The organism is Methylobacterium nodulans ORS 2060 (assembly GCF_000022085.1).
Classification (GTDB): Bacteria; Pseudomonadota; Alphaproteobacteria; order Rhizobiales; family Beijerinckiaceae; genus Methylobacterium; species Methylobacterium nodulans.
Genome location: NC_011894.1, coordinates 5,903,886 through 5,930,022, shown reverse-complemented (window position 1 = coordinate 5,930,022; position 26,137 = coordinate 5,903,886). Strand labels below are relative to the sequence as shown.

General features: G+C 71.2%; 23 protein-coding genes. 6 read left to right on the top strand and 17 right to left on the bottom strand.

Annotated features, from left to right (window positions below; genetic code table 11):
* Positions 1–267: 267 nt before the first annotated feature.
* Both MNOD_RS27530 and MNOD_RS27525 read right to left on the bottom strand, forming a co-directional pair.
* The gene (locus MNOD_RS27530; RefSeq protein ID WP_012631098.1) at positions 268–1,215 is read right to left on the bottom strand and encodes an IS110-like element ISMno7 family transposase; all 948 of its coding nucleotides are present in this window, start codon (positions 1,213–1,215) and stop codon (positions 268–270) included.
* A gap of 450 nt (positions 1,216–1,665) precedes the next feature.
* The gene (locus MNOD_RS27525; RefSeq protein ID WP_015932258.1) at positions 1,666–1,902 is read right to left on the bottom strand and encodes a hypothetical protein; all 237 of its coding nucleotides are present in this window, start codon (positions 1,900–1,902) and stop codon (positions 1,666–1,668) included.
* Between the two features lie 166 nt (positions 1,903–2,068).
* On the opposite strand from MNOD_RS27525, the gene MNOD_RS27520 reads away from it, so the two are divergent.
* Both MNOD_RS27520 and msrP read left to right on the top strand, forming a co-directional pair.
* Entirely contained in the window at positions 2,069–2,389 is a 321-nt protein-coding gene (locus tag MNOD_RS27520) for a hypothetical protein (protein WP_015932257.1), read from the top strand.
* Positions 2,390–2,453: 64 nt separating this feature from the next.
* Entirely contained in the window at positions 2,454–3,428 is a 975-nt protein-coding gene (gene msrP / locus MNOD_RS27515) for a protein-methionine-sulfoxide reductase catalytic subunit MsrP (RefSeq protein WP_015932256.1), read from the top strand.
* 210 nt (positions 3,429–3,638) lie between these two features.
* Here msrP and MNOD_RS27510 read toward each other — a convergent pair whose 3' ends face one another.
* From MNOD_RS27510 to MNOD_RS27500, 3 genes are all read right to left on the bottom strand, one after another.
* A complete protein-coding gene (locus MNOD_RS27510) occupies positions 3,639–4,529 on the bottom strand; it encodes a LysR family transcriptional regulator (protein WP_015932255.1) in 891 nt (296 codons plus the stop codon).
* A 131-nt stretch (positions 4,530–4,660) separates the two neighbouring features.
* Entirely contained in the window at positions 4,661–5,638 is a 978-nt protein-coding gene (gene trxB, locus MNOD_RS27505) for a thioredoxin-disulfide reductase (protein WP_015932254.1), read from the bottom strand.
* Between the two features lie 33 nt (positions 5,639–5,671).
* Positions 5,672–6,646: a mitochondrial fission ELM1 family protein gene (locus MNOD_RS27500; protein WP_050783413.1), complete on the bottom strand. Its 975-nt coding sequence runs from the start codon at positions 6,644–6,646 to the stop codon at positions 5,672–5,674.
* Between the two features lie 447 nt (positions 6,647–7,093).
* Between MNOD_RS27500 and MNOD_RS27495 the strand changes: the two genes are divergently transcribed.
* Entirely contained in the window at positions 7,094–7,564 is a 471-nt protein-coding gene (locus MNOD_RS27495) for an Lrp/AsnC family transcriptional regulator (protein WP_015932252.1), read from the top strand.
* Between the two features lie 31 nt (positions 7,565–7,595).
* On the opposite strand, the gene MNOD_RS27490 is transcribed toward MNOD_RS27495, so the two are convergent.
* Positions 7,596–9,641 (bottom strand): M23 family metallopeptidase, encoded by a 2,046-nt coding sequence (locus tag MNOD_RS27490; RefSeq protein WP_015932251.1) that lies wholly within the window; start codon positions 9,639–9,641, stop codon positions 7,596–7,598.
* A 285-nt stretch (positions 9,642–9,926) separates the two neighbouring features.
* Here MNOD_RS27490 and MNOD_RS27485 point away from each other — a divergent pair, with 285 nt between their 5' ends.
* On the top strand, positions 9,927–10,505 hold the full coding sequence (locus tag MNOD_RS27485) for a HupE/UreJ family protein (protein WP_015932250.1): 579 nt from the start codon (positions 9,927–9,929) through the stop codon (positions 10,503–10,505).
* A 272-nt stretch (positions 10,506–10,777) separates the two neighbouring features.
* Here the strand turns inward: MNOD_RS27485 and MNOD_RS27480 are convergent, their stop codons facing one another.
* The 6 genes from MNOD_RS27480 to hisC all read right to left on the bottom strand — a co-directional run bounded on the left by MNOD_RS27480 (position 10,778) and on the right by hisC (position 19,344).
* On the bottom strand, positions 10,778–11,626 hold the full coding sequence (locus tag MNOD_RS27480) for a 23S rRNA (adenine(2030)-N(6))-methyltransferase RlmJ (protein ID WP_015932249.1): 849 nt from the start codon (positions 11,624–11,626) through the stop codon (positions 10,778–10,780).
* Positions 11,627–11,636: 10 nt separating this feature from the next.
* The gene (locus MNOD_RS27475; protein WP_015932248.1) at positions 11,637–12,878 is read right to left on the bottom strand and encodes a 2-oxo acid dehydrogenase subunit E2; all 1,242 of its coding nucleotides are present in this window, start codon (positions 12,876–12,878) and stop codon (positions 11,637–11,639) included.
* Positions 12,879–13,124: 246 nt separating this feature from the next.
* Complete coding sequence (mdeB, locus tag MNOD_RS27470; RefSeq protein WP_015932247.1) at positions 13,125–15,821, bottom strand: alpha-ketoglutarate dehydrogenase; 2,697 nt, start codon at positions 15,819–15,821, stop codon at positions 13,125–13,127.
* Between the two features lie 165 nt (positions 15,822–15,986).
* Positions 15,987–17,174, bottom strand: a complete 1,188-nt coding sequence (locus tag MNOD_RS27465) for a patatin-like phospholipase family protein (protein ID WP_015932246.1) — start codon at positions 17,172–17,174, stop codon at positions 15,987–15,989.
* Positions 17,175–17,309: 135 nt separating this feature from the next.
* Positions 17,310–18,239, bottom strand: coding sequence for a prephenate/arogenate dehydrogenase family protein (locus MNOD_RS27460; protein WP_015932245.1), 930 nt, complete (start codon positions 18,237–18,239; stop codon positions 17,310–17,312).
* Positions 18,232–19,344: a histidinol-phosphate transaminase gene (gene hisC / locus MNOD_RS27455; protein ID WP_015932244.1), complete on the bottom strand. Its 1,113-nt coding sequence runs from the start codon at positions 19,342–19,344 to the stop codon at positions 18,232–18,234. Before hisC ends, MNOD_RS27460 begins: the two co-directional genes overlap by 8 nt.
* A 165-nt stretch (positions 19,345–19,509) precedes the next feature.
* On the opposite strand from hisC, the gene MNOD_RS27450 reads away from it, so the two are divergent.
* On the top strand, positions 19,510–19,812 hold the full coding sequence (locus MNOD_RS27450; RefSeq protein WP_015932243.1) for a ribbon-helix-helix domain-containing protein: 303 nt from the start codon (positions 19,510–19,512) through the stop codon (positions 19,810–19,812).
* A 45-nt stretch (positions 19,813–19,857) separates the two neighbouring features.
* On the opposite strand, the gene MNOD_RS27445 is transcribed toward MNOD_RS27450, so the two are convergent.
* From MNOD_RS27445 to pucL, 3 genes are all read right to left on the bottom strand, one after another.
* Positions 19,858–20,253, bottom strand: coding sequence for a VOC family protein (locus MNOD_RS27445; protein WP_015932242.1), 396 nt, complete (start codon positions 20,251–20,253; stop codon positions 19,858–19,860).
* A gap of 157 nt (positions 20,254–20,410) precedes the next feature.
* Positions 20,411–21,250, bottom strand: coding sequence for a 2-oxo-4-hydroxy-4-carboxy-5-ureidoimidazoline decarboxylase (gene uraD, locus MNOD_RS27440; RefSeq protein WP_015932241.1), 840 nt, complete (start codon positions 21,248–21,250; stop codon positions 20,411–20,413).
* A complete protein-coding gene (pucL, locus tag MNOD_RS27435; RefSeq protein ID WP_015932240.1) occupies positions 21,247–22,086 on the bottom strand; it encodes a factor-independent urate hydroxylase in 840 nt (279 codons plus the stop codon). The genes uraD and pucL overlap by 4 nt, the downstream gene beginning before the upstream one ends.
* Before the next feature lie 267 nt (positions 22,087–22,353).
* On the opposite strand from pucL, the gene rnhA reads away from it, so the two are divergent.
* Positions 22,354–23,025, top strand: a complete 672-nt coding sequence (gene rnhA, locus MNOD_RS27430) for a ribonuclease HI (RefSeq protein ID WP_015932239.1) — start codon at positions 22,354–22,356, stop codon at positions 23,023–23,025.
* 130 nt (positions 23,026–23,155) lie between these two features.
* Here rnhA and MNOD_RS27425 read toward each other — a convergent pair whose 3' ends face one another.
* Positions 23,156–24,235 carry a tartrate dehydrogenase gene (locus MNOD_RS27425; RefSeq protein ID WP_015932238.1) on the bottom strand — a complete coding sequence of 360 codons (1,080 nt, stop codon included), beginning with the start codon at positions 24,233–24,235 and terminating at the stop codon, positions 23,156–23,158.
* Positions 24,236–24,311: 76 nt separating this feature from the next.
* On the bottom strand, positions 24,312–26,132 hold the full coding sequence (locus tag MNOD_RS27420) for a chloride channel protein (RefSeq protein WP_015932237.1): 1,821 nt from the start codon (positions 26,130–26,132) through the stop codon (positions 24,312–24,314).
* Between the last annotated feature and the right edge of the window lie 5 nt (positions 26,133–26,137).

The window sequence follows — 26,137 nt, the reverse complement described above, 5'->3', positions numbered from 1 at the left end:
ACACGCCCAGCGACGATCGGGGATCGGCGCCCGGCCTCCGTCGTCCGCCCCCCTGTCCCGGGCGCATGCAGCGGCAGCGGAATGCGACCCGGGACTTGAGCCGAGAAGTCGCGCAGCGACCGCTTGTCGGCCACGCTGGAGGCAACCGGCGCCGCTGCGCGGCAAATCCTCGTGCTGGGTCCCGGATCTCCTTCCGCTGACGCTGCAGTCGTGCAGGCCCGAACGGGCCCGGAAAGAGGGAGCGGGACAGAGCGGCTGTGTTGAAGGTCAAGCGGCGAGTGGCCGCCAGGGCGTGCGTTCGCGGACGATGGCGTTGAGCGTCACCAGGAGCTTTCGCATTACGGCCACGAGGGCGACCTTCCTCGGCCGACCGCGCTGAGTGAGCCGCTCATAAAAGGGCCGGAAGGGAGAGCCTCGCCGGATCGCGGTCAGAGCGGCCATGTACAGCACGCCCCGCACTGACGTTCGCCCGCCCGCGATGGACCGGCGGCCTCGCATCAGGCCCGAGTCGCGGTTGATCGGAGCGATGCCGACGAGTGCTGCAAGCTGGTGGCGGCCAATGGTGCCGAGCTCAGGCAACTGAGCCAGAAGCGTGCGCGCGGTGACGTCACCGATCCCGGGGACGGACTTGAGCAACGCCTCGGTCTCGCACCAGACCGGAGAGGCCTTGATGGCTCGGTCGATGTCGCGGTCGAGCTCCACGAGCTCCCGCTCCAAGAAGGCGATGTGCCGGTCGACTCGCCGGATCAGTTGCTTGTCCACGGCTTGATCGCGACGGTTCGTCTCCATACCGATCATCCCGATGATCTGCCGCCGCCGGCTCACAAGCTCGGCAAAATGGCTTCTCTCCGGCTCCGGCAGGGGCCTGGCCGGTGGTCTGATGCGTTCAGCGAAGAGGGCAATGACCTCAGCGTCGAGCGTGTCGGTCTTCGCCAGACGACCCATGGCTCTGGCGAAATCGCGGATCTGGCGTGGGTTGACGATGCAGAGCGGCAGCCCGACCGCTGCCAACGCTGCAGCCACGCTCGCCTCGAAGCCGCCTGTGGCTTCAAGGACGACGAGAGCGACAGGGAGGCGGCCAAGACGGCGAGCGAGGGTATCCAGCCCTTTCGCGTCCCGTGGGACATGCAACGCCTCGTCCGAGGGTCTCAGATGAACGTCGAGGCGGTCCTTGGATACGTCGATGCCGACGAAGATGGTGCGGTGTTCGTCCATGACCCTACCTTGCAAATGCGGGCTCGGGCCCGAGCGGCTGTCCGGGTTCGGGACTGTGAAGGTGAGGGCCGCACCATGCTCTGTCGCGGGCTTGCAAGCCCAAGGCGCACGCGGGCTGACCCTCACCTTGTAGCCTCGCTGGCATCGCTCCAGCGGGCAACTCAGAGATACAAGGCGGAGAATCCGGAAAGGGGCGGAGACCATCTCATCGCGCCCCCTTGAGCGAAGCCGACATCCGCATGGCGACGCCAGCAACCGAATGTCGGATGAGTTCACCACCGGCTCGAAGCACCCCTGACCACTCGTCCAGGCTCCGGGTGGCCGGGATCGCGGTCCAGGGTGCGTGCCGGCTGATGCCGGCCAGAGGCTCGCTCCGGTGCGATCTGCGATCGCCAGACCTTTAGCCTGAGGAGCGGGGCGGCTTCCACGCACCTCGGTTTCGATAGCCCCTCAGATCGGCCGCACTTCCCCGGGGCGCAGCTTCAAGCGGGTGGTGAGGCGATCGGAGAGGGTGCCGCTCAGCTCGATCGCGGCATCGGGCGTCGCGACGGCGCGCACGGCCTCGATGGCGCGGGACGCGTCCGGCGCCATCGCAACGTAGAGCTGGAGCGCGACAGCGCCGGCAGCTTCGTCCGGCGCGGATACGGCGACGGTAAAGGCCGTCTGCTTCGGCTTCTTCGAGGGCATGGCGGCTGCTCTATGGCACGCATGCCGCTCCCTGTCCCGGGCTTTCTGTGATCACGGTTTCGGTGCAGCGCCACGGATGCCGCGCCGCACGGCGACGCTCTTGTCTTGCCGCAACGTCAGCCGGTTATCGTCCGGAACGAGGCAAGACACCGAAAGTCGTCGAGACATGGGCGCCCTGAAATCGGTCGTGCTGCCCTCGGCGCAGCTCGTTGCGGTCGACGTGATCGATGGCGGCGACACGCTGGCCCTGCATTTCGCGGCGGCGGAGGGTGGGGATGCCTTCGTGCTCATGCCGGTCGAAACCGCGGCCGATGCGGCGGCCCGGCTCGCGGCGGCGGCGACCGAAGCCGTCCGGCAGCGGGGCGCGGCGCTTCAGGGCCGTCCGGTCTCGCGGCTCGGCCCCGACGACGGGCTCCCGGCTGGCGGAGGTTCGGCGCTCTTCGCGCGCCAGGGCGGTAACCACGGGGTTGGCCTCGCCGAACCGTGATTGGCGCGCATGCTCGCGCATCCCGATCTCCCGCGCGAGAGCGGCCGGCCGCCAGGAGAGAGACATGCACATCAGATCACGGCGCAGCTGGGAGATTCCGGAAAGCGCGGCGACGCCGGAATCGGCCTTCTTCGATCGCCGCACGCTCCTCGGCGGCGCGCTGGGGCTCGCGGCAACCACCCTCGCGGGCGCTTCCGCCAGGGCCGCGCTGCCGGGCGAGGGGACGGGCGCGACCAGGACCGCCGATCTCTACCCGGCCAAACGGAATGGGGCCTACACGCTCGACCGGCCCGTGACCGAGGAGCGGTACAGCGCGGACTACAACAACTTCTATGAGTACGGCACCAACAAGACGGTGACGCCGGGCTCGAACGCCCTCAAGGTCCAGCCCTGGACCGTCGCAATCGACGGGCTGGTCGAGAATCCGTTCGAGATCGGCTTCGAGGATCTCGTGCGCAAGATGCCGCTCGAGGAGCGGCTCTACCGCCACCGCTGCGTCGAGGCATGGTCGATGGCGGTGCCCTGGACCGGCTTCCCGCTCGCGGCGCTCGTCGCCCTCGTCAAACCGAGCGCGGACGCGAAATACGTCCGGCTGCAGACCTTCTTCGACAAGGGCATGGCGCCGGGCCAGCGGCAGTTCTTCTATCCCTGGCCCTACACCGAGGGGCTGACGCTCGCGGAGGCGACGAACGACCTCGCCTTCCTGGTGACGGGCGTCTACGGCAAGCCGCTCCTCAACCAGTTCGGCGCGCCCCTGCGCTTGGCGGTGCCGTGGAAATACGGATTCAAGTCGGTGAAGTCGATCAACCGGATCACCTTCACGGCCGAGCGTCCGAAGACCTTCTGGGAGGCGCTGCAGCCCTCCGAATACGGCTTCTGGGCGAACGTGAACCCGGCCGTGCCGCATCCGCGCTGGAGCCAGGCGACCGAGCGGGTGCTCGGCACCGACCAGCGGGTGCCAACGCTCCTCTACAACGGCTATGCCGAGCAGGTCGCCGGGCTCTACAAGGGGCTGGAGAAGGAGCGGCTCTTCGTCTGACGCGGAAAAGGCCGGGTCCCTGCGGAACCCGGTGAAGGCGAGATCGGTGCCGGCCGGAGGGACCGGACCCATCCAGAGGGGATCGGCCGGTCAACGTCCGAAACCGGCCGCCGCCATGATCGCCGCCGGGCCGCCGGCCGCAAGCGCCCCCGCGGCATGTCAGGCGCGGCACCGACGCATGGAACGAAACGAGGGGATGAGGCGCGGCGATCAATAGGTCCAGCGCTGCGCCTTGGCGACCAGGAAGTCGCGGAAGGCCTGGACGCGGGCGACCGAGCGCATCTCCTCGGCATAGACGAGGTAGCTCTCCAGGTTCGGCATCTCGATGTCGCGCAGCACCTGAACGAGCTGCGGGTTCCCGTTCGCCGCGTAATCCGGGAGGATGCCGATGCCGGCGCCCGTCTCCACCGCCACCTGCAGGGCCGAGATGTTGTTGACCGTGAAATGCACGGTGCGCGGCTCGCGCCCCTCGCGCCCCGCCGTCGACAGCCAGTGCGTCGCCATCAGGTAGGAGGGCTGGTCGCCGCCGAACGAGACGATCCGGTGCCTGTCGAGGTCGTCGATGGACTTGGGCTCGCCGAAGCGCTTGATGTACTCGGTCGAGGCGAAGACGTGGTAGTGCACGGTGAACAGCCGGCGCTGGATCAGGTCGGGCTGGGCCGGCCGGCGCAGCCGGATCGCCACGTCCGCCTCGCGCATGGCGAGGTCGAGTTCCTCGCTCGTGAGGATCAGCTCGATGCGCACCTCGGGATGCAGGTCGAGGAATTCCGACACGCGCTGCGACAGCCAAGCGGTGCCGAGGCCCACCGTGGTCGTCACCTTGAGGTCGCCGGAGGGGCGCTCGCTCGTCTCCACGAGGCGCGCGCGCGTCGTCTCCAGCCGCATCTTCATGTCGCGGGCGGCGCGGAACAGGAGGTCGCCCTGTTCGGTCAGGATCAGGCCGCGGGCGTGCCGGTGGAACAGCGGCGCCTTCAGCTCGCGTTCGAGCGCGCTGATCTGGCGGCTCACCGCCGACTGGCTGAGGCCGATATCGTCGCCCGCCTTCGTGAAGCTTCCCGCCTCGGCGACGTTCAGGAAGATCCGGATCTTGTCCCAATCCACGGCCGTTCACCCCTGCGCCAGAGTCCCGGCCGGCGGGCTTCGGCGGGCGGCTCTCGCGAACGCGTACTGTCTTGAGCCGCGACGGTGCGGGGAGGGACCCCGCAAAACCGCGACTTGTCCCGCCCTGTGGCTTATTCGGCGGCGGCCTGACGCGGCGTCTCGCCGATCGCCAGGTTCGCGAGGTACTTCTCCGCTTCGAGGGCGGCCATGCAGCCCATCCCGGCGGCGGTGACCGCCTGGCGGTAGACGTCGTCCGTCACGTCGCCCGCCGCGAACACGCCCGGGATCTCGGTCGATGTCGTGCCCGGCGTGACGGTGAGATAGCCGCCCGCGCGCAGCGGCAGCTGGCCTTCGAAGATCGCGGTCGCCGGCTGATGGCCGATGGCCACGAAGACGCCGTCGGCCTTGCGCTCGCTGATGAGGCCGGTCCGCACGTCCTTGAGGCGGACATGCGTCACCGAGGGCGCCGGGCTCTCGCGCCCGCAGATCTCCTCGACCGTGTGGTTCCACACCACCTCGATGTTCGGATGGCGGAAGAGCCGCTCCTGCAGGATGCGCTCGGCCCGGAACGCGTCGCGGCGGTGGACCAGCGTCACCTTCGAGGCGAGGTTGGCGAGGTAGAGCGCCTCCTCGACCGCGGTGTTGCCGCCGCCGACCACCACCACCTCCTTGCCGCGGAAGAAGAAGCCGTCGCAGGTGGCGCAGGCCGAGACGCCGAAGCCCTGGAACTTCGCCTCCGAGGGCAGCCCGAGCCACTTCGCCTGGGCGCCGGTCGCGATGATGAGCGCGTCGCAGGTGTAGACCGCGCCCGAATCCGCTTCCAGGCGAAAGGGCCGCTGCTTCAGGTCCACCTTGGCGATGTATTCCGAGACGATCCGGGTGCCGACATGCTCGGCCTGGAGGCGCATCTGCTCCATGAGCCAGGGGCCCTGAACGGCTTGCGCGAAGCCCGGGTAGTTCTCGACATCGGTGGTGATCATCAGCTGGCCGCCGGGCTGAAATCCGGAGATCAGCAGCGGCTCGACCATGGCGCGGGCGGCGTAGATGGCGGCCGTGTAGCCCGCCGGGCCAGAGCCGATGATGATGAGCTTCTCGTGGGTGATGGACATCAGGGTCTCCGGGCCTGCCGGCCCGGCCCGGCATCACGGGCCGGTCAGGCGGGCGAGCGCATCGCGGTGCCTGAGATAGGCAGCCGCGACGGCCTCTGCGATCGCGGGGGTGAAATCTAAGGGTTCGTAGCGAGAACCTTCAAGCCGGCCGTTGAACGGATGCACAGCTCCGTAGTGCCGGAGTGCGGCAAAGAACGGGCGATGCCGAAGATAGGTATCGGTCAGCTCGAAGAGAAGAACCGGGGCGCCGGTCGCCACCGCTTCGCCCACCATGTTGGCGCTGTCGGCGGTCGCGACGACCGCATCCGCCAGCGCCAGAAGGGCGAGATAGGGATTCTCGCCGCTGCCGTCCCAGAGAAAGGCGCCGCGCCGGAGGCTAAGCGCCCGCAGGCCCTCGCGCAGAGACGAGGGCGTGCGGCGCGAGGCGGTGATCATCAGGCTCGCCTCCGCGCCGAGCCGGTCGAGGGCGGACAGGAAGCGCTCGGCCGCCTCCGGCCGCACGCGTCCGTGCCGGCTGTCGCCGCCCACCAGCACGGCGGCGCGGGGCGCAGGGAGAGCGGCGAGCCGGGGATCGGGTGCCGCACGGGCGGCTGCGAGGCGCTCGGGCGAGACCGGATGGGGTCCCGCCAGGGTGGTGAGCACGGTCGGGCCGCGCAGCCGGTCGTGCTCGGGCACCCAGACGAGGTCGGCCACCTCCGCGCCGATGCGGGGATCGCGCAGGAACACCGTGAAGGTCCGCCCCCCCGACAGGCGCCGGAGGGCGCGCAAGGCAGGGACGGCCCGCCGCCCGGTGGCGAGGGCGAGGTCGGGCCAGGGCGGCGTCAGCACGCGGTCGCGCGGATCGGCCGGGCCGCGGGGCGCCCACCAGGAGAAGGGCGGGCGGAGTGCCACCTGCCGCTCCTGCGCGGTCAACCCGAGCGCGTGCGCGAGGCCGCGGCAGGGCGCGAGATCGCCGGCCTTGCCGTCGGTGAGGATCCAGGCGGTGGTGCCGGAGGGAAGCGCGGTCACGGCTCCCGCATCGGGCCGGCCGGGCCCGAGAGTCAAGCCGGGCCGGCGCTGCAAGTTGAATCCGCTCGCCGTGAGCCGTGCGGTGATCCGGCCAATCCCTGAAGACGGTCGTGGAGGGCACAACGGTCCTCATGCTGAGGTGCTGGGCGATCGAAGATCGCTCAGCCTCGAAGCACCCCTGATCGCTGATCCGAGACCACGGGATGGGAGAACCGTTCCGGGGTGCTTCGAGGCTGCGGCTGCGCCGCAGCACCTCAGCATGAGGGCCGGTGGGGCTGCCAGAGGAGGGGGCACCCTTGTGGCCGCCTCAGGGTTCATCCGCCAGAGTCGGCTCGGCCGGTGGCGACCTCGCGGGCGATTGCCCCGCAGCCAGCGTAGCGCCTTGTGTCCCGCCCGGCGGGCCTGTAGGGGGACCCGGACACCCTGAGCACGGGACCCGCCTGCACCTTGCCAGTCCGCCTCGACGCCATCGATTGGGCGATCCTCCGGGAGTTGCAGGCCGACGGCAACATCACGAACGTGGCGCTGGCCCGGCGGGTCGGGCTCTCGGCCCCGCCCTGCCTGCGCCGCGTGCGGGCGCTGGAGGAGGCCGGGATCATCCGCGGCTACCGGGCGCTCCTCGACCCGAAGCCGCTCGGCTATGAGGTCGTGTGCTTCGCCATGGTGCAACTCGCCGCGCAGGGGCAGGCGGAGATCGCCGCCTTCGCGGCCGAGATGCGCACCTGGCCCGCCGTGCGGGAATGCTGGACGCTCTCGGGCGAGACCGACTTCCTGCTCAAATGCGTCGCCCGCAACCTGTCGGACTTCCAGCGTCTCGTCGCCGACCTGACGGCGCTGCCGAAGGTGCGCAGCGTGCGCACCGCGCTCGCCCTCGACCAGATCAAGGACGAGCCGGTGGTGCCGCTGGCGGAGGAGTAGGGGGGCGCCGGCGCGATCGCGCCGGCGGGCCTCAGCGCATCGCCTCGCGATGCGCCAGGGTCGGGCCGCTGGTGGATTTCTGGATCAGCCCGTCGACCTGCTCGCGCTGACGGCGGAACTCGGCGAGGAGCCGCCCGTCGAGCTCGCGGCCGCGGGGCACCCGGATCTTCATCGGGTCCACGAAATGGCCGTTGATGATGACCTCGTAGTGCAGGTGCGCGCCGGTCGAAAGGCCGGTCGAGCCCACATAGCCGATCACCTGCCCCTGGCGCACCCGTGCGCCCGCGGCGATGCCGCGGCCGAACCGGGACATGTGGTTGTAGGTCGTGACGTAGCCGTTGGCGTGCTGCAGCTCGACGCGCCGGCCGTAGCCGGAATCCCACTCCGCCTTCAGCACGGTGCCGTTGCCCGCTGCCACGATCGGCGTGCCGATCGGGACCGACCAGTCGACGCCGGTGTGGAGCTTGGCATAGCCGAGCACCGGATGGCGCCGGTAGCCGAAGCCGGAGCTCATGTTGCCGTCCGCCACCGGCTTGCGGATCAGGAACTTCTTCAGCGAGCGGCCCATGTCGTCGAAGTATTCGACGGTGCCGTCGTCCGGCGACTGGAAGCGGTAGACCCGCCGCGCCTCGCCGCCGACCGTGAGGGCCGCGTAGAGCATGTCCGGCCGCTCCGCCGAGCCGCCCGATTCCTCGTCGTAGGTGTAGAGGAGTTCGAGATTGTCGCCGCTCGCCACCCGGCGCTGGAAATCGACGTCGTAGCCGAAGATCCGCACCAGATCCTCGACCATGCTGCGCGGCAGGTCGTGGCGGGCGGCGGTCTCGTAGAGGCTGGCATAGAGCCGGGCGCCCGAGCCGCCCTCGTCGTCACCGTCGTCCGATCCAGCGGACCGGGCGGCCTTGGGGGCGGCGCCCTCCTGGGCGGGCGGCGTCACGGACACGAACTGGCCGCGGTCGTTCATGGCGGCGATCGCCTCGATGCCGCTCTCGCCGTAGAGGATGACCCGGTTGAGCTGGCGCGGGTCGCCGGGCCGGGGGCCCGGCCCGATCAGCAGGCGCATCTGCTGGCCCTCGCCCACCGTGGTCGCCCGGGCGAAGCCGCCGAGCGCGGTCAGGATCGGCCGGATCTGCTCGTCGAGCCCGGCATTGGCCCGCAGCACGCTCTCCAGCGTCTCGCCGCGCTTGATGGTGACGTCGCGCTCCTCGACGAGGGGCACCTCGCGCGGCCGCGTCTCGATCTTGGCGAGGTCGGTGACGTTCTCGCGCAGCACGCGCACCTCGATCGACTTGAACGGACCGGAATCGCGGCCGAGATCGGCGTCGAGGGCCGGCAGGGCCGGGAAGCTGCGCAGAGCCCGCGAGAGCATCAGCTGCGGGGCGATGGGAAGGGCGGCGAGGCGCCCGGCCTCGGCGGCGAGCCGGCGCTCCTCCTCGATCTGCGCTGCCACGTCGTCGTCGGTGAGCGCGGGGGCGCCCGGGCCCACCGTCACCTCGGCGAGGTCGCGCTTGACCACCGAGACATCCGCGTCGGGCGTGTCCGTCGGCGCGACTTCCGGCGCGCGCTCGGCCCCCGGCTCGGTGAAGAAGCGCATCGGGTCGAAGGGCGGGATGTCGGTGGCGGCGAGGCCCGCCGTCGCCGAGAGGGCGGTCGCGATCCGCACGAAAGGGCGGACCCTGATGATCTCGCGCTCGCCCGACCGGATGGTGACCGGGGCGCGGAAGCTCTGCTTGGCGAGCGCCACCATCGGGTTGCGCACGAGCCGGTCGCCCTTGCGGGCGACGTTGGAGCCGCCGTCGCTCGGCTGCGGCCGCGCCGCGATCGCTACCGCCTGGGGCAATTGGGCGAAGCTCAGCTCGCCCTGGAGCGAGACCCAGATCGCGGAACCGATCAGCCCGGTTCCCGCCATGCCGGTCAGCACGCAGGCGGCGAGCCAGCGCAGATTCACGCCGCGCCGGTCGGCCTGCGGCGAGTCGGCGCCCGAGAGGTCGAGTGGCGGCTCGTGGCCGGGATCGGCCGCCCGTCCCGCGCGGGAGGTCGGTGTCGGATACCCGGCCGGATCGAGGCGCGCGCGCTTCACCGTGACTCCTGGAAGGATGTCGTGTCGCAGGCCCGGCCGACCGGCGGGCCCGCATAGCGGGAGTGGCGCGGCGTTCGGTTGCCGGCGCGACCATGCGCAGGCCGGGTGCCGAAATCAACCGAGGGAGGCGCACCGATCCTCAACCGTCTCGGCTGCCAGCATGTCAGGATTGAGGCGGCCCGCAAGAGGATCGTGGACACGCGATCCCCGGCCCCACGCGGTGGGGCGGATGACGCCGGCACTGAATCTTGCATAAGCTCGGCCACGATCCCCATGGAGCCCGTCATGACGCGTCTCGTTCCCGTCCTCGCCGCCTCGCTGCTGCTCCTGCCTCAGGCGGCCCTCGCCCATCCGGGCCATGCGGAGGTCGCCGGCTTCGCGCACGGCCTCGCGCATCCGCTCGGCGGCGCCGATCACGTGCTCGCCATGCTGGCGGCGGGGCTCATCGGGGCCGTGCGCGGCGGGCGCGCGATCTGGGCGGTGCCGGCGGCGTTTCTCGGCATGATGATCCTGGGGGGCGTCCTCGGCGCGGCGGGGATCGGCCTGCCCTTCGTCGAGACCGGGATCGGGCTCTCGATCGTGGCCTTCGGCCTCGCGGCGGGTTTCGGCGTCGGCCTGCCGGTCGCGGCGCTCGTCGCCCTGGTCGGCGCCTTCGCGGTCTTCCACGGCCATGCCCACGGGGCCGAGATGCCCGAGACCGCCTCCGGTCTCGCCTATGGGGCGGGCTTCGTCGCCGCGACGGCGCTCCTCCACGGCACAGGCCTCGGCCTCGGCCACATCGTCGGCCGGCTGCGGGCGGCGGCCCCGATCGCGGGCGCCGCGGTGGCGCTGTCGGGCGTCGCGATCCTGGCGCGGCTCGTCTAAGGAACTGCCATGCGTGGCAGCCGCCGCGCTCCTCATGCTGAGGTGGCCGGCGGCAGCCGGCCCTCGAAGCACCCCGGACCGGTGGTCCCATCCACCAGAGCCTCGGACCAGCGGTCAGGCGTGCTTCGAGGCTGCTACGCAGCACCTCAGCATGAGGGCCGGGGTTGGCTGCCACGAAAGGAAGTGCTCGTTCGGCCGGTTTCATCCGTCAGGGTCGGCAAAGGCCGGTGGTGAGCTGATGCGGTGCCCGAACTGATCGTCAGGGAGCCGTATCAATCCGCCCGGCCGATCGCCTCGCAGCGGAAGGCGCCGTAGCCGCCGCGGGCGAGGCGCTCCGCCAGGGCCGGAAGCACCACCTCCATCTCGCCCGCGAGGGTGTAGGGCGGGTTCACGGCGATGAGGCCGCTGCCGGAGAGCCGCGTCGGGTCGTCCGGCCGATCGATCAGGAGGTCGATCCGCAGGGCCGGCCGGTCGAGGGCCGCACTCAAAGCCGCGGCCATGCGGTCGACCGCGCCGATATCCTTGATCGGGTACCACGCGAGATAGAGGCCGGTCGGCCACTTGGCGACCGCCCGGGCGAGGTCGCGCCCCAGCCGCTCGATCTCACCCGGCACCTCGTAGGGCGGATCGATCAGCACGAGACCTCGGCGCTCCTTCGGCGGGATCAGGGCGAGCAGCGCCGTCCAGCCGTCGAGGGCCATCACCTTGGTGCGGGAATCGCGGCTGAAGCGCTCCCGCAGGAGGGCGCCGTCCGCCGGATGCAGCTCCACGAACACGCCCCGGTCGCCCGGACGCAGGAAGCTGCGGATCAGCGCGGGCGAACCCGGATAGGTCTCGGGCCCGTGCCGCTCCTGCAGGCGCGCCACCGCCGCCCGGTAGGGCGCGAGCAGGTCTTCGATCTCGGGGGAGAAGGGTTCGGCGAGGCGGCCCCAGCCGTCGTGCCACTCGCCCGTGCGCGCCGCCTCGTCCGCCGTCAGATCGTACCAGCCGATGCCCGCATGGGTGTCAATCGCCCGGAACGGCGTCTCCTTGCGCTGCAAATAGGCCAGCACGCGGGTGAGCACGAGATGCTTGAGAACGTCGGCATGGTTGCCGGCGTGAAAGGCGTGGCGGTAGTTCACGCAGGCAATCCTACAGGATGACCCGGCGGATGTCGGCGAGGGTTCCAGCGAGGTGCCGGAGGAAGCGGGCCGCCGCGACGCCGTCGACCACCCGGTGGTCCCAGGACAGGTTTAAGGGAAGGATCAGGCGGGGCTGGAACAGCGAGCCGTCCCAGACCGGCTCGATCCGGGCGGGCGCCGCGCCGAGGATCGCGACCTCGGGGGCGTTGATGATCGGCGTGAACCCGTCCCCGCCGATACCGCCGAGCGACGAGACCGAGAAGCAGCCGCCCTGCATGGCCTCGGCCTTGAGCGTGCCCGCGCGGGCTTGGGCCCCGAGCGCCGCCATCTCGGCCGCGATCTCCACGACGCCCTTGCGGTCGCAGTCGCGCACCACCGGCACGACGAGGCCGCGCGGCGTGTCCGCCGCGAAGCCCACATGGACGTAGTCCCTGAGGATCAGCTCGCCCCCGTCCAGGGCGGCGTTGAAGCGCGGAAATTCGCGTAAGGTTGCGGCGGCGGCCTTCAGCAGGAAGGCCGTCATCGTGACCTTGACGGCGGGCTCGCGCGGCTGCGCGTTCAGCTCGCGCCGGAAGGCCTCGGCCTCGGTGACGTCCGCATGGTCGAAATTGGTGACGTGCGGGATGGTGAGCCAGTTGCGGGCGAGGTTCGGCCCCGAGAGCTGCTGCAGGCGCGAGAGCGCCTCGCGCCGCACCGGGCCGAACTTCGCGAAATCCACCTGCGGCCAGGACGGCAGGCCCGCGCCGAGGCCGGAGGCGGCCGGAGCCGGCGGCGGGTTCGCCAGCGCGGCGCGCACGAAGGCCTGCACGTCCTCGCGCAGCACGCGGCCGGCGGGTCCGGTCGGGGGCACGGCCTCGAGCGGGACGCCGAGTTCCCGCGCATAGGTCCGCACCGCCGGCGTGGCATGGACGTCCGGCGCCGTCAGCGGCGCGGCGGGTGCGGGAGGCGGAGCCGGTTCGGGCGCGGTGGGTTCGGGTCGCGGGGCGGGGGGAACCGGGGAGGGGGCCTCGCCGGACGTGTCCACCATCAGGATCGGCGTTCCGGCCGAGACCCTGCTGCCCACCGCGACGAGAAGCTCGGCGACCACGCCCGCCACGGGCGAGGGCACCTCCATGGTGGCCTTGTCGGATTCGAGGCTGATGAGCCGGTCGTCCACGGCGATGCGGTCGCCGGGCTTCACCAGGATCTCCACGATGGGAACGTCGGTGAAGTCGCCGATATCGGGCAGGGTGACGGGCAGGCGGGTGGTCATGCGGGCGGGGGCTTCGAGCGGGAAGGCGGATGGAATCGGCTGAGAGGCCGGGGATATGGCGCGGGGATCGCGGGATCCCCTCTCCCGAGTGGGAGAGGGGTAGGGGTGAGGGTGCTACGGTTCAGCAAGAAGACTGAACCGTGCCGCTGGCAGCGCGACGCTCAGTGCCTTGTTCTGACGCGTAGCACCCTCACCCCTGCCCCTCTCCCACTCGGGAGAGGGGTTCTTCTTCTTCTTCTCTGCGCGTCACACCGTCCAGGGCGGCGGCGCCTCGGGGTCGAGCCCGTAGCGCGCGACCGCCTCGGCCACCCGCGCCCGCGCAATCGTGCCCGCATCCGCGAGCGCGGCGAGCGCCGCCACGACGACGTGCTGCCGGTCGACCTCGAAGAAGCGGCGCAGATGGCTGCGGGTGTCGCTGCGGCCGAACCCGTCCGTGCCGAGAGTCACGAAGCGGCCCTCCACGTAGGGCGCGATCAGCTGCGGGTAGGCCCGCACGTAGTCGGTGGCCGCGATCACCGGGGCGGGGCCCGCGAGCAGCTCGGCGACCCGGCTGCGGCGCGCCGGCGCCTGCGGCTTCAGCCGCGCCTCCCGCTCGAGGCCTTGCGCCTCGCGCGCGAGTTCGCTGAAGCTCGTGGCGCTGAACACCGCCGACCCGACCCCCCATTCCTGGCTGAGCATCCGCCCGGCCGCGATCACCTCCGGCAGGATGGCGCCCGAGCCGACGAGCCGCACCGCCTCGCCCTCGCCGAAGGCCGCGAACCGGTAGAGGCCGCGCAGGATCCCCTCCTCCGCCCCTGCCGGCATCGAAGGCTGGGCGTAGTTCTCGTTCATGGCGGTGACGTAGTAGAACTCGTCCTGTCCCTCCTCCATCATCCGGCGGGCGCCGTGGTCGAGGATCACCGCCATCTCGTAGGCGAAGGCGGGGTCGTAGGCGCGGCAGTTCGGCACCGTGGCGGCGACGACGAGGCTCGACCCGTCCTGGTGCTGCAGCCCCTCGCCGCCGAGCGTCGTGCGCCCGGCCGTGGCGCCGATTAGGAAGCCGCGGGCGCGCTGGTCGGCCGCCGCCCAGATCAGGTCGCCGACCCGCTGGAAGCCGAACATCGAGTAGTAGATGTAGAAGGGCAGCATCGCGAGGCCGTGCACGCTGTAGGACGTGGCCGCCGCCGCCCAGGACGAGATCGCGCCCGCCTCCGTGATGCCCTCCTCCAGGAGCTGGCCGTCCCGCGCCTCCTTGTAGAACAGCATCGAGCCCGCATCCTCGGGCTCGTAGAGCTGGCCGACCGGCGAGTAGATGCCGACCTGCCGAAACAGGTTCGCCATGCCGAAGGTGCGCGCCTCGTCGGCGACGATCGGCACGATGCGCGGCCCGAGCTCCTTGTGGCGCAGCAGGTTGCCGAGGATCCGCACCGCCGCCATGGTGGTCGACATCTCCTTGCCGTCCGCCTCCAGCGCGAAGGCGCCGTAGCTCGCGAGCGGCGGCACCGGCACGGGTGGGGCCGTGCGGCGGCGCTTCGGCAGATAGCCGCCGAGCGCCGCGCGGCGCTCGCGCAGGTAGCGCAGCTCGGCGCTCTCCTCGGGCGGACGGTAGAAGGCGAGGCGCTCCACCTCCGCGTCCGAGAGCGGCAGGGCGAAGCGATCGCGGAACGCCTTCAGGGCGTCGGTGTCGAGCTTCTTCGCCTGGTGGGCGGTCATGCGCGACTCGCCCGCCCCGCCCATGCCGTAGCCCTTCTTGGTCTTGGCCAGGATGACGGTCGGGCGGTCCCTGGTCGCCCTGGCATCCGCGAAGGCCGCAAAGAGCTTGCGGAAGTCGTGGCCGCCGCGTTTGAGCCGGTCCACGTCCGCGTTCGACATATGCGAGACCAGGGCCTTCACCTCCTCGTCCTCGCCGAAGAAATGGGCGAGGTTGTAGGCGCCGTCCTTGGCCCCGAGCGTCTGGTACTTGCCGTCGACGGTGGCGGCGAAGCGGCGCAGCAGGGCGTGGTTGGTGTCGCGGGCGAAGATCGCATCCCATTCCGAGCCCCACAGCACCTTGATCACGTGCCAGCCGGCCCCGCGGAAGACGCTCTCCAACTCCTGGATGATCTGCCCGTTGCCGCGCACCGGGCCGTCGAGGCGCTGCAGGTTGCAGTTGATCACGAAGGTCAGGTTGTCGAGCTTCTCGCGCGCCGCGAGGGTGAGCGCCCCGACCGATTCCGGCTCGTCCATCTCGCCGTCGCCGAACACGCCCCAGACGTGGCGGCCGGCGGTGTCGGCGAGGCCGCGGTCGCGCAGGTAGCGCATGAAGCGCGCCTGGTAGATCGCGCTGATCGGCCCGATGCCCATCGAGCCGGTGGGCACCTGCCAGAAGTCGGGCATCAGCCAGGGATGCGGGTAGGAGCACAGGCCGGCGCCGGCGATCTCCTGCCGGTAGTGCTTGAGGTGCTCCTCCGACAGGCGCCCCTCCAGGAAGGCGCGGGCATAGACCCCGGGCGCCGAGTGGGGCTGGAAGAAGACGAGGTCGGCCCCCGCCCCGGTCTCGTCGCCGGCCCGGAAGAAGTGGTTGAAGCCGAGTTCGAAGATCTCGGCCGCCGAGGCGTAGCTCGCCACGTGGCCGCCGAGCTCGCCATAGGCCATGTTCGCCCGCACCACCATGGCGAGCGCGTTCCAGCGCATGATCGAGGTCAGGCGCTCCTCGATGGCGAGGTCGCCCGGATAGGGCGGCTGCTTCTCCAGCGGGATGGTGTTGCGGTAGGGGGAGTAGGGCGGGGCCTCGTCGACGAGGCCGATGGCCTTGGCCTTCTCCTCCAGCCGGTCGAGGAGGAAGCGCGCCCGCGCGAGGCCGGCGTGGCGCACCACGGATTCGAGCGAGGCCAGCCAGTCGGCGGTCTCGCCGGGATCCGGATCGGCGATGCCGCGCGGACCCACGATCGGCGGCGTCGCACCCGGCTTGGCGCTGGCGCTCATCGGCTCTCCTCCCGGGTTCTTCGACGGTTGAATCGCCTAGGGCAGGATCCGTTCACGGTGGACCGGATCCTGCCCTAGGTTTTTGATTTTGCCGCATTTTCTGCGACGAACCGGTATCCACGTCGTCGGAAAATGCTCTAGGCCGGGGAGAACCGCAAGCGCGCCCTACTGAAGGCTGGCCTGCGTCGCCAGCACGGAGTCCCGCGGCAGCGTTGTCTCCCACAGGGCGCCGGAGCGGGCCTTCTCGTAGCCGTCGTTGAACAGCGCGCGCATATAGGCCGTGTCGAAGCCCTGCTGGGCTGCGACCTCGGGCTGGCGGCGGTCGATATAGGTGAGGTTGAAGCCGATGCCGTTGCGGCGCGCGAAGGCGGCAGTGCTCGCGAGGGAGGCGCGGGCCCGGGCGCGGCCCACCGTCGAGAGGGTGCGCGACGCGATGGCGAGCGTGCGGTTCTCGACGACGTCGAAGCTCGGTTCGATGCGGCCGTTGATGATGACGTAGATGTTGGGCCTGCCGCGGTGGCTGACCACGCGGGAATCCTGCGCCAGATAGGCTTCGGGCAGGGTGAAGACCGGGGTCGCCACCGCGCCGTCCACGTGCAGTTCCTGGAAGGCGCGGTTGCCGGCCTGCGCGTCGATCAGCATGGCCGGGAACACTGCCGGCACGCTGGCGGAGGCGGTGAGCACGTCGCGGAACAGCGCCACGGCGTTCGGCTGGCCGCTCGCGGCGATCGCGCCCATGTCCCAGATCACGGCGCGCTGCGAATCGAGGTTCGTGGTGACGACGAGAAGGCGGCGCCCCTTGCGGTGCTCCTCGGCGATCTCGGCGAGGAGTTCGGGGGTGACGTAGCGCCCGACGAGGTCGCGCAGGCGCTGATCGCCGAACAGCCCGTCGCCGATCAGGAGATTGATCGGGCTCGGCGACTGCACCAGCGTCGAGGCGATGCCGCTGGTGTAGATCTCGCGGAGCGTCGCGTCGTAGGCCGGACCCAGGAAGGCGAAGGGCGCGATGAGCGCGCCGGTCGAGACGCCCGAGACGAGGGTGAAGACCGGGCGCCGGCCGCTCTCGGTCCAGCCGTTGAGCACGCCCGCCCCGTAGGCCCCGTCGCCGCCGCCGCCCGACAGGGCCAGGTAGGTGAAGGGCTCCCGCTGGGACGTCGCCGCCCGGCTCACGCCCGCGAAGGCGGAGGCCGGCGCGTCGGCCCAGTAGCGGATGGTCGGCGCCTGACCCGGCACGGTCGCCACCGCGGCCTCCGCGGCCGTGTAGGGTACGCGCGGGATCGAGGAGCAGGCCGCGACCGGCGCGGCGATCAGCGCGGCGAGAAGCCCGCGCACACGGTGCGATCGAAGGAACACGGGAACTCCGCCGTCGGTCTCGCTGCGCCGCCTCGGCCGGACTTTCGGGCAAGCCCGACCGAATGGCAACGCTTATGGCAAAGCTTGAGGGCGGAAAGAGTTCCCTTCGGGGCGGGTGTGGCGGCGGCGCGGAGGTCAGCCCTTGGCGCCCCTTCGGCCGAAATCGGGCTCGGCGGTCTCCTGGCCCATCGCCACGATGCCGCGGCGGATGGCGCGGGTGCGGGTGAACAGGGCGTGGAGCGCGTCGCCGTCGTCCCAGCGGATCGCCCGCGCCAGCGCCGCCAGATCCTCGTTGAAGCGGCCCAGCACCTCCAGCACCGCCTCCTTGTTGTTGAGGAAGACGTCGCGCCACATGGTCGGGTCGGAGGCCGCGATGCGGGTGAAGTCCCGGAAGCCGCCGGCCGAGAACTTGATGACCTCGGACTGCGTCACGGTCTCGAGATCGGCCGCCGTGCCCACGATGTTGTAGGCGATGAGGTGCGGCACGTGGCTGGTGATGGCGAGCACGAGGTCGTGATGGGCCGCCGTCATGGTCTCGACGACGGAGCCGAGGCCCTCCCAGAAGCCGCGCACCCGGGCGACGGCCTCCGGCGGCGTGCCCTCGGGCGGCGTCAGGATGCACCAGCGGCCCTGGAACAGGGTGGCGAAGCCCGCATCCGGCCCCGATTGCTCGGTGCCGGCGACCGGGTGGGCGGGCACGAAGGCGGCGTGGTCCGGCACGTGCGGCGCCGCCGCGGCCATCACCGCCCCCTTCACAGAGCCCACATCCGACAGGATGGCGCCGGGCTTGAGCGCGCCCGCGAGCGCGGCGGTCACGGGCCCGACCGCCCCCACCGGGACGCAGAGGATGACGAGGTCCGCCTCCGCGACGCCGGCCGCGAGGTCGTCGGTGACGTGGTCGGCGAGCCCGAGCGTCCGGACGCGCTCCAGCACGGCCGGGTCGCGGTCGATGGCCACGATGGTGTCGACGAGGTCGTTCGCGCGGGCGCCGCGGGCGATCGAGGAGCCGATCAGCCCGAGGCCGACCAGGGCGAGGCGGCCGATGCGGGTGGGATGGTCAAGCATCGTCCTGCTCCCGCATGAAGTCGCCGAGCGCCGCGATCACCGCCTCGTTCGCCTCCGCCGAGCCGATCGTCATGCGCAGTGCGTTCGGCAGGCCGTAGGCCCCCACGCGGCGCAGGATGAGGCCGCGCGCGGTGAGGAAGGCGTCGGCATCGGCGGCGCTCCGGCCCGGCGCATCGGGGAAGTGGATCAGCACGAAGTTGCCGACGCTCGGTGTGACCTGCAGGCCGAGATCGGTGAGGGCGCGCGTCACCTTCGGCAGCCATGCGTCGTTGTGGGCCACCGCCGCCGCGATATGGGCGTCGTCCGCGATCGCCGCCGTTCCCGCCGCGATCGCCGCCGTGCTCAGGTTGAAGGGGCCGCGGATGCGGTTGACGGCATCCACGACGGCGGCCGGCGCCACCATCCAGCCGATGCGCAGGGCCGCGAGCCCGTAGACCTTCGAGAAGGTCCGGGTCATGACGACGTTCTCGGATTCCGCCACGAGCTCGAGTCCCGCCGCGTAGTCGTTGCGGCGCACGTATTCCGCATAGGCCGCATCGAGCACCAGGAGCACGTTGCCCGGCAGCCCCGCATGCAGGCGCCGCACCTCGTCGAAGGGCAGGTAGGTGCCGGTCGGGTTGTTGGGATTGGCCAGATAGACGATGCGGGTGCGCGGCGTGACCGCCTTCAGGATCGCATCCACGTCGGCGGTGTGGTCGCGTTCGGGCGCCACCACCGGCGTGCCGCCCGCCGCCAGGATGGCGATGCGGTAGACCAGGAAGCCGTATTGCGAGTAGACGCCCTCGTCGCCCGGGCCCAGATAGGCGTAGGTGAGGAGCGACAACAGCTCGTCCGAGCCCGCGCCGCAGACGATGCGCTCGGGATCGAGCCCGTACTTGCCGGCAATGGCCCGGCGCAGGTCCGTCGCGCTGCCGTCCGGGTAGAGTTCGAGATGGGCTCCCGTCTCGCGCATCGCCGCGATGGCCGCCAGGCTCGGGCCGAGCGGCGTCTCGTTCGAGGAGAGCTTGTGCAGCTTCACGCCGGCCGGCGCCGCGCTCTTGCCCGGCACGTAGGCCTCGATCTCGAGAACGCCGGGGCGCGGGACGGGACGGAGGGCGGCGGACATGACGGGTCTCGGGGGTATCGGTCGGGACGTCGCCCCTCTAGAGCATGTCGGCTCCGAGGGGAACAGCGCCGGGGCGCGCGGCTCCCCCGACGCAGCTTCACGCCGCATCCGCTTGCCGGCCGCTTGCCGCTCTGACTAGCTTTCGCGAAAGCACGGAGGGATGCCATGTGCCGCATCTTCGCGGAGCAGCCGCCGGAGAGCTACGCCTGCGAAACGCGTTCGCTGCGCATCGGCGGGCACAGCACGTCGCTGCGGCTCGAGACGGCGTTCTGGATGATCCTCGAGGACATCGCCCGGCAGGAGAACCTCAGCGTCGCCAAATTCGCGACGAAGCTCCATGACGAGGTGCTGGAGCGGCACGGCGAGGTGCGCAACTTCGCCTCGCTGCTGCGCTGCTCCTGCCTGATCTACCTCGCCAAGGGCGGGACCGGCCGGTTCGGCCAGCCGGCCCTGATGGCGGCGGAGTAGGGGCGCGGCACGAACGGATTCTTGACGTCGTGATCGCCCCGGCGGTCAGGCGAAGCGGCCGCCCTTCTGGATCACCTCGATCTTGTAGCCGTCCGGGTCGGTGGCGAAGAAGAACCGGGCGAGCGTGCGGCCCTGGTGCTGGAAGTCCTTCACGGGTGTCGCCGGGAGGCCCTCGCGCGTGAAGCGCGCGTGCTCGGCATCGACGTCCTCGACCACGACCGCGAGGTGGCCGTATCCGTTGCCGATCTCGTAGGGCTCCTGGCGGTCGAAGTTGACGGTCAGCTCCAGCTCGAAGGGCGAGGCGGGGTCGCGCAGGTAGACGAGCGCGAAGCTGTCGAATTCGAAACGGTCGGCGACCTCCAGCCCGAAGGCCTTGGCGTAGTAGGCGAGCGAGCGCGCCTCGTCGCGCACGCGGATCATCGAGTGAACGGGCTTGGCCATGGGGACGAAGTGCCTCTCTCCGGTGTGACCGCCGGCCTAAGGCCGGCGCAAGGGCGACATGTAGCGAGGCGGCGCAGCCGGAGGTGGTAGCGGGCTGTGGCGGGCGGCAAGCGCGCGATCCTTGTCCGGCCTGGCGCACCGAACGGCCGATGCCCCCTCAACTCCCCCGATACACCGTGTAGCTCCACGGCGTGGCGATCATCGCCACGTGGTAATGGCCCTCCGGCTCGTCGATGCCGAAGCGGACCGGGACGGTTTCGAGGAAGAGGTTGCGCACCGCCGGATCGACCTGCCCGCGGAAATACGGACCGATGTCGAACTCGATCTCGTAGCGGCCCGCCCGCAATGGGGTGCCCGCGAGGAGCGGCGTGTCGGTGCGGCCGTCCGCATTGGTGGTGCGGCTGTCGAGGAGCCGGCGCCCGCCGCGCCCGACCACGTAGAGCCGCAGCGCGACGCCCGCCGCGGGGCGCCCGCCATGCGTGTCGAGGATGTGGGTCGAGAGGCGGCCCGTCGTCGGAGGCGGGCCCGGCCCCTCGACCCGGTCGACGAGGCGCAGCCGCGTGATGTGCCCGATCTCGGCGAGCGCCGCGGCGAGTTCCGTCTCCGTGTCGCCGGAGAGGCGCGCCTCGAGGCTGTCGAGGATGGCCTCGCGGGTCCGGCGCCGGGTGCAGAGCACGAAGGGAAAGCCGAAGCGCGCCCGATAGGCGGCGCTGAACCGCGCAAGGGTCTCCGCCTCCGCGGCGGGCAGCCGGTCGAAGCCGTCCTCCGCAAGCTCGGCGGCAAGATCGGGAAAGCCGCGCACGAGGTCCCGCCGCTCCTCGGGCGAGGCGTCGCTCGCCGCTGCGAGGAGCGCCGCATGCAGCGCCGCCACCGTCGGGAAGGGGCGGGCGCGGGCCGCCCGCTCCCCGACCCAGGCTGCGCCCGCGAAGAGGTCGCCCGCGAAACCCGCGAAGGCCTCCGGGCTCGCCGCGTTGAGGGCATCGAGCGTCGTCCTCATCGCCCGACCGTGCACTCGATTTGGCCGTGCGGCTCGTCGGTGGCGACGAAGACCTGGTTGTCGTTGTCGAGGCCGAAGGGCGAGAGGTCGATCGGCAGGTAGTGCTTGTTCGGGCAGGCGAGGCTGACGGTCTCGATTTCCGGCACGGAAGCGAGCGCCGCCTGCGCCATCCGGTAGAGGCTGTCCTGGATGCTGTGGCTGTAGGTGGTGGCGAAGACCCTGAGCAGGCTGTCGAGGATGAGCGCGTTGGCGGCCGGGTAATCCGCCGGCGGGCGCGACCACAGCCAGGACGCCTCCATGCTGGTCGCGGCGAGGCGGTCATGCGTCTCGCGCAGCGTGGTGTAGGGGTCCTTCACGAAATTCGCCCAGCCGGATCCGGTGGTCTTGAGGATGGTGAAGCCCGAGAGGCCGGATTCGACCGTCAGCGCGCCGCCCCGGCCCATCCTCACCTTGGCGACGGACTTGCCGTTGCCGTCGAGGGTGAAGGCGTGCGGGTGCGGCGTCCCGTCGATCGAGAGCCGCGACCAGCGGGTCTCGTGGGCGGTCACGGTCGCGGTCTCGACCATGGCGTAGGAATCGAGCAGGCGCTGCGCCACCGCCTGGCAGAAGGCCTCGGCCGGCAGGGTCATGGTCTCGCGCGCCACGATGTTGACGACGTTCTTCACCGTGTCGGTGGAGACGGTGGTGGAATTATCGGCGTGGGTGAAGGCGGGGTCGAAGCCGCCGGTCAGCATCGCCTGGACGGTGAGTTCGCGCACCGCGTGGCGCCCGCCGTCGCGGTGGACGCACATGACGCGGACGCGGCCCTTGCCGTAGGTCTTGTGCAGGAGGGTCATGCTCAAAGGGCCCCTGGAGGCGGTCGGACAGGCTCGGCGGCCTCGCGGCGCGCCTTCCCGGCGACGCCGAGCCCGCTGGAGACGGCATCGAGCATCACTGCCACGGGGACCGTGGGCAAGAGGCCCAGGGCCTCGGGATTCCGTTCAGCTTCTCGTGACAGGATGAAGCCCGCGGTTGCGGCGCCGCCCGGATGGCGGCAGTCAGAACGGGCCCATCGGACGGGACGGCCCGCCCGCGTTGCGTCACACGAGAAGAGTTCAGTGCCCATGCGAACCATCGTCTACGCCGACGGCGGCTGCGACCCCAATCCCGGCCCGGGGGGCTGGGGCGTCGTGATCCTGGCGCCGGAGGGGCCGATCGAACTCAGCGGCGGCGACCCTCGCAGCACCAACAACCGCATGGAGCTGACGGCAGCGATCCGCGCCCTCGAGCATTTCCCCGAGGGCGCCGCGATCGAGATGCGCTGCGACAGCCAGTACGTGGTGAAGTCCGTCACCGAATGGATGCGCGGCTGGAAGGCCAAGGGCTGGCGCACGACGACGGGCGAGGTGAAGAACCGCGACCTGATGGAGCGCCTCGACGCGCTTGCGGCGCGGCGCGACGTGCGCTGGGTCTGGGTGCGCGGCCATGCGGGCGAGGAAGGCAACGAGCGCGCCGACCGGCTCGCCGCCGAGGGACGCCGCGCGGCGCTGGGGCTTCCCCCGCTATCCAGTCCCGCCCCGGCGCTCGCGGCGGTGCCGCAGCCCGAGGCGCCGCGCGGCACCTCGATCCCGATCGACGGCGCGCTCGGCCTGCAGCTGGCCCGTGCGGCCAAGCAGGCGGGCATGACGCCCCAGGCCTATATGGAGGAGGCGGTGCGCCTCGCCCTCGATCTCGGCCCGGAGGGCGTCGCCCGGGCGCGGGCGGAGGCCAGGGCCCGCAAGGCCCCGGCCGCCTGAGCCGTTATACCAACGGCCCAAGATGCTGACGCATCGGGCCGTTGACCCATCTCGAATTTCCGACACCAAGCCAAAGGCTTGGCGAAAATCCGAGAACCGAACCAACGGTCCTTTTCAAGGCCCGTTGGTATTATCCCAGCGCCTCCGCCACGGCCCGCCCGCAGGCCGTGGTGTCGGCGTTGCCGCCGAGGTCGCGGGTGCGCAGGGTGCGCTCGGCGAGCACGCGCTCGATGCCCGCCACGACCTCGGCGGCGGCGTCCCGCTCGCCCAGATGCTCCAGCATCATCGCGCCCGACCAGATCTGGCCGATCGGGTTGGCGATGCCCTGCCCGGCGATGTCCGGCGCCGAGCCGTGGACGGGCTCGAACAGGGAGGGATAGGCCCGGTCCGGGTTGATGTTGCCGGAAGGCGCGATGCCGATCGTGCCGGTGCAGGCGGGGCCCAGATCCGACAGGATGTCGCCGAACAGGTTCGAGGCCACCACCACGTCGAACCAGTCCGGGTGGAGCACGAAATGCGCCGTCAGGATGTCGATGTGGTACTTGTCCCAGGACACCTCGGGATAGTGGAGCGCCATCGCCTCCACGCGCTCGTCCCAGTAGGGCATCGTGATCGAGATGCCGTTCGACTTCGTGGCCGAGGTCAGATGCTTCTTCGGGCGCGAGCGGGCGAGTTCGAAGGCGAAGCGCAGCACGCGGTCGGTGCCGTGGCGGGTGAAGACCGATTCCTGCACGGCGAATTCGCGCTCCGTGTCGGCGAACATCCGCCCGCCCGCGTTCGAGTACTCCCCTTCCGTGTTCTCGCGCACGACCCAGAAGTCGATGTCGCCGGGCTTGCGGCCCGCGAGCGGGGAGGGGACGCCGGGCATCAGCCGCACCGGGCGCAGGTTGACGTACTGGTCGAACTCGCGCCGGAACAGGATCAGCGAGCCCCAGAGCGACACGTGGTCGGGGATCTTCTCCGGCCAGCCGACCGCGCCGAAGAAGATGGCGTCGTGCCCCTCGATCTGCGCCTTCCAGTCCTCCGGCATCATGCGGCCGTGCTTGGCGTAGTAATCGTAGGAGGCGAAGTCGAACCAGCTCTGTTCGAGGGTGAAGCCGTGGCGCTTGGCCGCCTGCTCCAGCACCCGCACGCCCTCCGGCACGGTCTCCTTGCCGATCCCGTCCCCGGGGATCACGGCGATGCGGTAATGACGCTTGCGTGCGGACATGGCGTGGCTCCCCGAAACGATTATCCGTCCGCCCTCGCGCATCCGGGCGCGCGGGTCAACCGACAGGGCCCGAACCTCACCCCGTCTCCCCGATGGTGGCGGCCCGCTGCCGGTCCAGTTCCTCGCTGTAGCGGCGCAGGGTGTGCTTCTCGGTGAGGAGCCCGATCACCCGCGCGGTCTGGCGGTTCTCGACCACGGCCAGCGCCTCGCTCTCGGTGCGGTCGAACAGGGCGGCCGCCTCCTTGGCGTTCATCTGCGGCAGCAGCACGTCGCCGTGGCAGCGCAGGATGTCGGCGACCCGCATCGAGCCGGCCTTGTCGTCGATGGGCGCCGCATGCGCCTCCGGCACCAGCACGATCCCCGCATAGAGCCCCACCTCGTCGACGGCCACGACCTGGCTCGCCGAGCCGAGCGGGAAGCTGCGCCGGAAGGCGGCGAGCGTCGTGTCGGCCCGCACCGTGCGCACGTCCCGGCGCATCATCTGGCCGACGGTCAGGTTGCGGATCCAGCCGATGTCGTGGGCGCTGCGGATGCTCTCCCCGCGCAGATGGAAGCGCCAGGTGGCGAAGGAATAGCCGAAGGTCTTGCGCACGGCGAGCGAGGAGGCGATCACCGCCACCAGCACGAGGGCCGCCACCGGGAAGTCGCCGGTGAGTTCGAGGGCGAGGAATGTCATGGTGAGCGGCCCGCCGATCACCGCCACCGCCAGCGCGCTCATGCCCACGATCGCATAGGTGGTGGGCGGCAGCGCCGTGGCGATCAGCGGCGGCATCAGGATCGCGTAGAGCTTGCCGGCCACCGCGCCGAGAAACAGGGACGCGAAGAACAGGCCGCCGCGGAACCCGGTGCCGATCGAGATCGCGGAGGCGAGCGCCTTGGCGAGGAAGAGCCCGAGGAGGGCGCCGGCGCCCAGGATGGGGCCGTCCTCGGTGAGGTTGAGGTGCAGCGCCCCGTGCCCGGCCGAGAGCACCTGGGGCGAGGCGACGAGCGCCAGGGCTCCGACCAGGAGGCCCCCGAGGGCGGGCCGCGCGAGGCTCGGCACCCCGCTGCGCCGGACGCTCGCCTCGACGAGCGTCACGCCCTTCATGATCAGGATGCCGAGGCCCGCGCAGAGGAGGCCGAGCCCGATCGTCGGCAGGTAGTCGGCCGGGCTGACGGGCGGCGTCGGGTCGAGGATGATCGTGGCCGGATGCGGGAGGATGGCCCGGGACACGAGGGCGCCGACGAGGGCGGCGGCCACGACCGGCGTGAGCGAGGCGATGGCGTAGGTGCCGATGATGAGCTCGAAGGCGTAGAAGGCGCCGGTGAGCGGCGCGCCGAAGGCCGCCGCGATGGCGGCGGCAGCCCCGCAGCCGACCAGCACCCGCATGTCCGAGCGCCGCAACTCGAAGCCGAGGCCGAGCCGCGAGGCGAGGCCGGCAGAGACCTGCGTGTAGCCCGCCTCCAGCCCGACCGAGGCGCCGCAGCCGTTCGAAATCAGGTTCTGCACGGCGACGAGGAGCGAGTCGCGCAGGCTCAGGCGGCCGCCATGCAGGGCGTTCGCCTCGATCGGATCGACCACCGGACGCCCCGGGACACGGCGCCAGCGGTTGCCGACGCGGATGACGAGGCCGAGCAGCGCGCCCCCCAGGGTCGGCACGAGGAGCACGATGAGGGGCGGCAGGGAGGGCACGGCGCTCAGGCGTCCGTCATCCGCGAGGCCGTAGAACAGGCGGTGCAGCCCCTGCGTGGTCCAGGCCATGCCGCTGACCGCGAGCCCCGACACGCAGCCGATCAGGAGTGCGAGCCCGACGAGGCCGATCTCGCTGCCGCGCACCAGGGCCCGCAGGCCGCCGGGCGCCTGCACGACGGGGCCGTCCGTGAGTGAGCGTCGGATCGTGTCGGGCTTCGCCGTCATCGGGC

Bases quoted from the DNA above. Each gene is read 5' to 3' on its own strand.
- MNOD_RS27530 (WP_012631098.1), bottom strand. From the start codon at position 1,215: ATGGACGAACACCGCACCATCTTCGTCGGCATCGACGTATCCAAGGAC.
- MNOD_RS27525 (WP_015932258.1), bottom strand. From the start codon at position 1,902: ATGCCCTCGAAGAAGCCGAAGCAGACGGCCTTTACCGTCGCCGTATCC.
- MNOD_RS27520 (WP_015932257.1), top strand. From the start codon at position 2,069: ATGGGCGCCCTGAAATCGGTCGTGCTGCCCTCGGCGCAGCTCGTTGCG.
- msrP (WP_015932256.1), top strand. From the start codon at position 2,454: ATGCACATCAGATCACGGCGCAGCTGGGAGATTCCGGAAAGCGCGGCG.
- trxB (WP_015932254.1), bottom strand. From the start codon at position 5,638: ATGTCCATCACCCACGAGAAGCTCATCATCATCGGCTCTGGCCCGGCG.
- MNOD_RS27485 (WP_015932250.1), top strand. From the start codon at position 9,927: ATGACGCGTCTCGTTCCCGTCCTCGCCGCCTCGCTGCTGCTCCTGCCT.
- MNOD_RS27475 (WP_015932248.1), bottom strand. From the start codon at position 12,878: ATGACCACCCGCCTGCCCGTCACCCTGCCCGATATCGGCGACTTCACC.
- mdeB (WP_015932247.1), bottom strand. From the start codon at position 15,821: ATGAGCGCCAGCGCCAAGCCGGGTGCGACGCCGCCGATCGTGGGTCCG.
- MNOD_RS27460 (WP_015932245.1), bottom strand. From the start codon at position 18,239: ATGCTTGACCATCCCACCCGCATCGGCCGCCTCGCCCTGGTCGGCCTC.
- hisC (WP_015932244.1), bottom strand. From the start codon at position 19,344: ATGTCCGCCGCCCTCCGTCCCGTCCCGCGCCCCGGCGTTCTCGAGATC.
- MNOD_RS27450 (WP_015932243.1), top strand. From the start codon at position 19,510: ATGTGCCGCATCTTCGCGGAGCAGCCGCCGGAGAGCTACGCCTGCGAA.
- MNOD_RS27445 (WP_015932242.1), bottom strand. From the start codon at position 20,253: ATGGCCAAGCCCGTTCACTCGATGATCCGCGTGCGCGACGAGGCGCGC.
- uraD (WP_015932241.1), bottom strand. From the start codon at position 21,250: ATGAGGACGACGCTCGATGCCCTCAACGCGGCGAGCCCGGAGGCCTTC.
- pucL (WP_015932240.1), bottom strand. From the start codon at position 22,086: ATGACCCTCCTGCACAAGACCTACGGCAAGGGCCGCGTCCGCGTCATG.
- rnhA (WP_015932239.1), top strand. From the start codon at position 22,354: ATGCGAACCATCGTCTACGCCGACGGCGGCTGCGACCCCAATCCCGGC.
- MNOD_RS27425 (WP_015932238.1), bottom strand. From the start codon at position 24,235: ATGTCCGCACGCAAGCGTCATTACCGCATCGCCGTGATCCCCGGGGAC.
- MNOD_RS27420 (WP_015932237.1), bottom strand. From the start codon at position 26,132: ATGACGGCGAAGCCCGACACGATCCGACGCTCACTCACGGACGGCCCC.